This window comes from Trebonia sp. (assembly GCF_049794275.1).
In the GTDB taxonomy this organism is placed as follows: Bacteria; Actinomycetota; Actinomycetes; order Streptosporangiales; family Streptosporangiaceae; genus Trebonia.
Genome location: NZ_JBARCR010000698.1, coordinates 1 through 5,930, shown reverse-complemented (window position 1 = coordinate 5,930; position 5,930 = coordinate 1). Strand labels below are relative to the sequence as shown.

Annotated in this window: 6 protein-coding genes; 2 read left to right on the top strand and 4 right to left on the bottom strand. The window is 69.3% G+C overall.

What is annotated here, in order from left to right:
- The 3 genes from WA805_RS18615 to WA805_RS18605 all read right to left on the bottom strand — a co-directional run.
- Positions 1-1,046, bottom strand: a 1,046-nt coding sequence (locus WA805_RS18615; protein ID WP_425242963.1) for a low temperature requirement protein A, incomplete at its 3' end; no start/stop codon positions are given.
- Positions 1,012-2,253 carry a phosphoribosylamine--glycine ligase gene (gene purD, locus WA805_RS18610; protein WP_425242962.1) on the bottom strand — a complete coding sequence of 414 codons (1,242 nt, stop codon included), beginning with the start codon at positions 2,251-2,253 and terminating at the stop codon, positions 1,012-1,014. The genes purD and WA805_RS18615, both read right to left, overlap by 35 nt.
- A gap of 73 nt (positions 2,254-2,326) precedes the next feature.
- Positions 2,327-3,610: an adenylosuccinate synthase gene (locus WA805_RS18605; protein WP_422272119.1), complete on the bottom strand. Its 1,284-nt coding sequence runs from the start codon at positions 3,608-3,610 to the stop codon at positions 2,327-2,329.
- Positions 3,611-3,746: 136 nt separating this feature from the next.
- On the opposite strand from WA805_RS18605, the gene WA805_RS18600 reads away from it, so the two are divergent.
- Positions 3,747-4,163 (top strand): DUF3151 domain-containing protein, encoded by a 417-nt coding sequence (locus WA805_RS18600; protein ID WP_422272121.1) that lies wholly within the window; start codon positions 3,747-3,749, stop codon positions 4,161-4,163.
- Here the strand turns inward: WA805_RS18600 and fbaA are convergent.
- Positions 4,156-5,178 (bottom strand): class II fructose-bisphosphate aldolase, encoded by a 1,023-nt coding sequence (gene fbaA / locus WA805_RS18595; RefSeq protein ID WP_422285515.1) that lies wholly within the window; start codon positions 5,176-5,178, stop codon positions 4,156-4,158. The two genes, WA805_RS18600 and fbaA, sit on opposite strands and share 8 nt — an antisense overlap.
- 116 nt (positions 5,179-5,294) lie before the next feature.
- Here fbaA and WA805_RS18590 point away from each other — a divergent pair.
- Positions 5,295-5,930: DedA family protein (locus tag WA805_RS18590; RefSeq protein ID WP_422337268.1), on the top strand; the 636-nt coding region annotated here is incomplete at its 3' end.

Here is a 5,930-nt window from a genome sequence, read left to right as displayed (position 1 = left end):
GCCGCCGCCCGGTACCACGGGATACCGGACGGGAGGTCAGTCGGGGCCGGTTGGCCGGGGAAATACAGCAACACCCAGCGGAACAGGACGTCGCCGGTCAGGAACAGCGTCACGCCGCCCGCCAGCGCCACCGCCGGCCCGGCCGTCAGCGTGGCGCCGGGGTGCCCGATGGCCGTCTTCAGCCCGGCGGCGATCGCCACGATGCCGAGCAGCATCGGGATGTACGCGTAGAAGTAAGCGGCGAGCACGAGCCGGGGCCGCTCGGCGCGGTCGGCGCGGGCCAGCGATCGTGCCGCGCGGTCGTCGTCCGCGGTGCCGAAGAACGCCCACCACAGCGAGGCGGTGAGCGCCAGCCCGAGCGCCGCCGACAGGGCGAGGCTCACTGTGACGCGCTGCCCCCCGGCGCCGATCCCGACATCGGCCACCGACTCGCCGAACGCCACGATCAGCAGTGACCCGTGCCGCTCGACGAAGTGCTCAGGCTGGATCTCGAACCGGCCGGCGAGCCGGACGAACAACGAGGCGAACACCTGCAGTGCGAGCGCCGCCCCCCACAGTCCGTACGCGGCAGGGGACGGTGTCAGGCCCGCGATGACCAGCAGCAGCGCGGAGCCGAGGTTGAACGGCAGGATCCGCCAGATGTTCCGGTTGACGCGCAGGTAGAGGCCGCTGTGGACGGCGACGACGAGCAGGTAGCCGAGCCCGAAGGCCAGCCCGTCCCTGCCGCGTTCCCCGTCGCCGCCGAACGCGTGCGGGATCGACAGGCCGATGATGAGGAAACCGACCATGCCGAGCAGGAGCAGCAGGCGCTCCGGCACGCGAGACGGCGTCCTGGTGTTGGTGAGCCACACGTACGCGCTGTACATCCACCACAGCAGGCCGAAGATCAGCAGCACCCGCCCGGCCGCCGCCGGCGTCACGTGCTCGGCGAGCATGCTGGTCAGCTGCGTGATCGTGAAGACGAAGACCAGGTCGAAGAACAGCTCGAGCGTGCTGACCCGCGCGGGCAGGTCAGCGTCCGGCTGCGGCTCGTTCCGCGATGTCATGCCGGTACCAGCCGCCGCGCATCTCGACTGATTCCACGACCGCGTAGGCCGCCGCTCGCGCCGCGGCCAGATCCGGCCCTGAGCCGACGGCGTTCAGCACGCGGCCGCCCGCCGTGACCAGGTCGCCGCCCCGGAGAGCAGTACCGGCGTGCAAGAGGTAACCACGGGCCCGTTCCGGCAAATCGATGTTGATCTTGTCGCCCTTGACCGGGGACTCGGGATAGCCCTCCGCGGCGAGTACCACCGTGCCCGCGGCACCGGGCAGCCAGCTCAGCGCCGGCGCCGCGGCCAGGTCGCCGGCCGCCGCGGCCTGCAGCAGGCCCGCCAGCGGAGTGGCCAGCCGGTCGAGGACCACCTGCGTCTCCGGATCACCGAAGCGGGCGTTGAACTCCACCACCTTGACGCCCTTGCTGGTAAGCGCCAGGCCCGCGTAGAGCAGGCCGTGGTACGGCGTGCCGCGGCGGCGCAGCTCGCCGATGGCGGGCCCGATGACCGTGCCGAGGACGGTGTCCGCCAGGTCGGGCGGGGCCCAGGGGAGGGGGGCGTAGGCGCCCATGCCGCCGGTGTTCGGGCCCTGGTCGCCGTCGCGGGCCCGCTTGAAGTCCTGAGCGGGCAGCAGGGAGATCGCGGCGGTGCCGTCGGCGAGCGCGAACAGGGAGACCTCGGGGCCGTCCAGGTACTCCTCGATCACCACCTTGCCGCAGGCGGCGGCGTGCTTTCTCGCCGTGGCGAGGTCGTCGGTGACCACGACGCCCTTGCCCGCCGCCAGCGCGTCGTCCTTCACCACGTACGGCGGGCCGAACGTGGCGAGCGCGACGTCGGCTTCCGCTTCGCTGTGGCAGGTGAACGAGCGCGCGGTGGGAATCCCGGCGTCGGTCATGACCTCCTTGGCGAACGCTTTGGAGCCCTCGATGCGGGCCGCCGCGGCGTCCGGGCCGAAGACGGCGATGCCCGCCGCGCGCAGCGCGTCGGCCACCCCGGCCACCAGGGGCACCTCGGGGCCGATCACCACGAGGCCGGCGTTGAGGTGTTCCGCCAGCCGGGTGACGTCCGCCGGATCGGCGGGCTTAACCTCGTGGAGCTCCGCGAGGTTCGCGATGCCGGGGTTGCCCGGGGCAGCGTGCAGCCCGCTGACGCCGGGGTCGCGAGCCAGGGCGCGGACGATCGCGTGCTCGCGGCCGCCCGAGCCGATCACCAGTACTTGCACGTGCGCCATCCTCGCCTGTACGTGGTCGATGGGACATCGTCCACCAAAGAGTGTGGTCGATGGGACATCGACCCTATAGAAGCGGCCGGAGCTGGAGGGTCTGATCGCGGCGCGGGCCGACGCCGATCGCGCTGACCGGGGCGCCGGCCAGCTCCTCGATGGTCTTGACGTAGGTCTTCGCGGCCTTGGGCAGGTCGTCGAAGCTCCTCACCTGCGAGATGTCCTCCCACCAGCCGTCGAGGTACTCGTAGACCGGCTTGGCGTGGTGGAACTCGGTCTGCGTCATCGGGATCTCGTCGTAGCGCTTGCCGTCGACCTCGTAGGCCACGCAGACCGGTACCTTGTCCAGGGTGGACAGCACGTCCAGCTTGGTGACGAAGAAGTCGGTGACGCCGTTGACCCGCGCCGCGTAGCGGGCGATCACCGCGTCGAACCAGCCGGTGCGCCGCGGACGGCCGGTGGTCACGCCGTACTCGCCGCCGGTTTTGCGCAGGTAATCGCCCTGCTCGTCCTTCAGCTCGGTCGGGAACGGGCCGGCGCCGACTCGCGTGGTGTACGCCTTGACGATGCCGATCACCTTGGTGATCCTGGTCGGCCCGATACCCGCGCCGACGCACGCGCCGCCGGCCGTCGGGGACGAGGAGGTGACGAACGGGTAAGTGCCGTGATCCACGTCCAGCATGGTGGCCTGGGCGCCTTCGAGGAGCACAACCTCGCCGTTGTCCAGCGCGTTGCCGAGTACGAGGCCAGTGTCGGCGACGTACGGCTTCAGCCGCTCGCCGTACGTCAGGTACTCCTCGGCGGTCTTGGCCGCGTCGATGCCGCGGCGGTTGTAGACCTTGGTGAGCAGCTGGTTCTTGTCGCGCAAGACGAGATCGAGTTTCTGGCGGAGGATGCCGGGGTCGAACAGGTCCTGGACCCGTATCCCCATCCGGGCGACCTTGTCGCCGTAGGTCGGGCCGATGCCGCGGCCGGTGGTGCCGATCCTGGCGTTCCCGAGGAACCGCTCGCTCACCTTGTCCAGGGCGCGATGGTGCGGCATGATCAGGTGCGCGTTGGCGGAGACCAGCAGCTTCTCGCAGCTGACGCCGCGGCTTTCCAGGCCGTCGATCTCCTCGAAGAGCACCTTCGGGTCGATGACGACGCCGTTGCCGATCACGGGCGTGACGTTCCTGGAGAGGACCCCGGACGGCAGCACGTGCAGCGCGTAGCTCTCATCGCCGATGACCACGGTGTGGCCGGCGTTGTTGCCGCCCTGGTACCTGACGACATACTGAACGCGGTCACCGAGCAGGTCGGTCGCCTTGCCCTTACCCTCGTCGCCCCACTGGGCGCCGATAAGCACGATGGCGGGCATCTCTTATACGCCTTTCACACGACGAAAGCCCCTGGCAGCGCAAGCGCACGACAGGGGCTCTTGCGTCATGAGGGTACCCGTGCCGGTCATGTAGCCGCAAAGACGCACTGCCCCGGGCCGTGGCAGACTGCGGGCTATGAGCACGCATGTGAACCTGTTTGGCGAGCCCGCGCCGACGCTGCTGCCCTCGCTGCCCGAGGCCGAGCAGCTGGTCTCCGCGGGCACGCCCGCGACGGAGATCGCGGCGAAGTATCCGGCGTTCTCGCTGGCCTGGGCGCTGCTGGCGGAGGCGGCACTCGCGGACGACCGGTACGTCGACGCCTATGCCTACGCCAGGACCGGGTACCACCGGGGGCTGGACGCGCTGCGGCGCAACGGGTGGAAGGGGCACGGGCCGATCCCCTGGTCGCACGCCGCTAACCAGGGGTTCCTGCGCTGCCTGGCGGCGCTGGCCCGGGCGGCCGGCGCGATCGGTGAGGACGAAGAGGCGGACCGGTGCTGGAAGTTCCTCGCCGACAGCAGCGCCGACGCGTATGCGGAGCTGTCTAGCTGAGTTTGGTGCCCGCCGACAGCAGGTCCTCGCAGGCCTCCACGACGCGGGCCGACATGCCGGCCTCGGCCGCCTTGCCCCACGAGCGCGGGTCGTAGTCCTTCTTCCTGCCGACGTCGCCGTCCACCTTGAGCACGCCGTCGTAGTTGGCGAACATGTGCCCGGCCACTGGCCTGGAGAACGCGTACTGCATGTCGGTGTCCACGTTCATCTTCACGACGCCGTACGAGATGGCCTCGCGGATCTCCTCGAGGGCCGACCCGGAACCACCGTGGAAGACCAGATCGAACGGCTTCTCCTTGCCGTACTTCGCGCCGACGGTCTCCTGGATTTCCTTGAGCACCGCCGGGCGCAGCTGCACGTGGCCGGGCTTGTAGACGCCGTGCACGTTGCCGAACGTGGCGGCGAGGATGTACCGGCCGCGCTCGCCAAGTCCGAGCGCCTCGGCCGTGGCCAGCGCGTCTTCCGGGGTGCTGTACAGCTTCTCGTTCATCTCACCGACGACGCCGTCTTCCTCACCGCCGACGACGCCGATCTCGAGCTCCATGATGATGCGGGCCTTGGCGCACTTCTCGAGGAGCTCCCTGGCGATCTCGAGATTCTCGGTGAGAGGCACCGCGGAGCCGTCCCACATGTGCGACTGGAAAAGAGGATCTTGCCCGTTCCTGACCCGCTCGGCGGAGATCTCGATGAGCGGACGCATGTAGCCGTCCAGCTTGTCCTTCGGGCAGTGGTCGGTGTGCAGCGCGACATTGACGGGGTATTTCGCAGCGACCACGCGAGCGAATTCCGCGAGCGCCGCGGCGCCGGTGACCATGTCCTTCACCTTCTGGCCGGACAGGTATTCAGCGCCACCGGTGGAGATCTGGACGATCCCGTCGCTCTCCGCGTCGGCGAAGCCCTTGAGCGCCGCGTTCAGCGTCTGGCTAGAGGTGACGTTGACTGCCGGGTAGGCGAAGCCTTGCTGCTTGGCGCGGTCCAGCATCTGCGCGTAGATCTCTGGGGTCGCGATGGGCATGGCGTGGCTCCTGTTGTCCGTCAGCAGTGATGTAGGGAAACTCTAGCTGGCCGCTGGGGTTAAGGTTTGGCTTGAACGTGTCTGACTACCCGCGCCGATGCTGTACAAAGGTGGCCATGACGAGCTTCCTGGTTTCGCACGCCATCTATGCGATCGTCATTTTTGGCGTGCTGGAAGCCATGTGCATCCCGATCTCCTCTGAGCTCACGTTCCTGCTCGGCGGGGCGATCGCCTCGGGCGCGGTCACCGGGGCGCACCAGCACCCGAGCCTGGCCCTCGTGATCATCGTGGGGACGCTGGCCGAACTCGTCGGCTCGTACATCTCTTACGGGGTTGGCCGCGTCGGAGGACGCCCGCTGGTACGCCGCTGGGGCCGCTACGTGCTGGTGACCGAGGCGGACGTGGCGCGCGCCGAGCGGTTCCTGGTCGGGCGCGGCGTGTGGGCCGTGCCCGTCGCGCGCATGCTGCCGTTCGTGCGGGCCTTCGCGTCGATCGTGGCCGGCCTGGTCGAGATCCCGCCGCTGCGGTTCGGCGTGCTGAGCTTCATCGGCACGTTCATCTACGTGGTCGTCTTGTCCAGCATCGGGTACAGCCTCGGCAGCGAGTGGAGCAAGATCAACCACGGGCTCACCGTTATCACGTACGTTCTCGCGGCCGTCGTCATCGTGGCGATCATCGGGTTCGTGTTCTACCGGCTGCGCGAGTTCAGGAAGGAAACCGCGGCGGCCGCCGCGCGCGGGGAGGTCCCGGCT

What these genes read in the sequence shown, in the direction of transcription:
- WA805_RS18605 (WP_422272119.1), bottom strand. Translation starts at nt 3,610, where the DNA reads ATGCCCGCCATCGTGCTTATCGGCGCCCAGTGGGGCGACGAGGGTAAG.
- WA805_RS18600 (WP_422272121.1), top strand. Translation starts at nt 3,747, where the DNA reads ATGAGCACGCATGTGAACCTGTTTGGCGAGCCCGCGCCGACGCTGCTG.
- fbaA (WP_422285515.1), bottom strand. Translation starts at nt 5,178, where the DNA reads ATGCCCATCGCGACCCCAGAGATCTACGCGCAGATGCTGGACCGCGCC.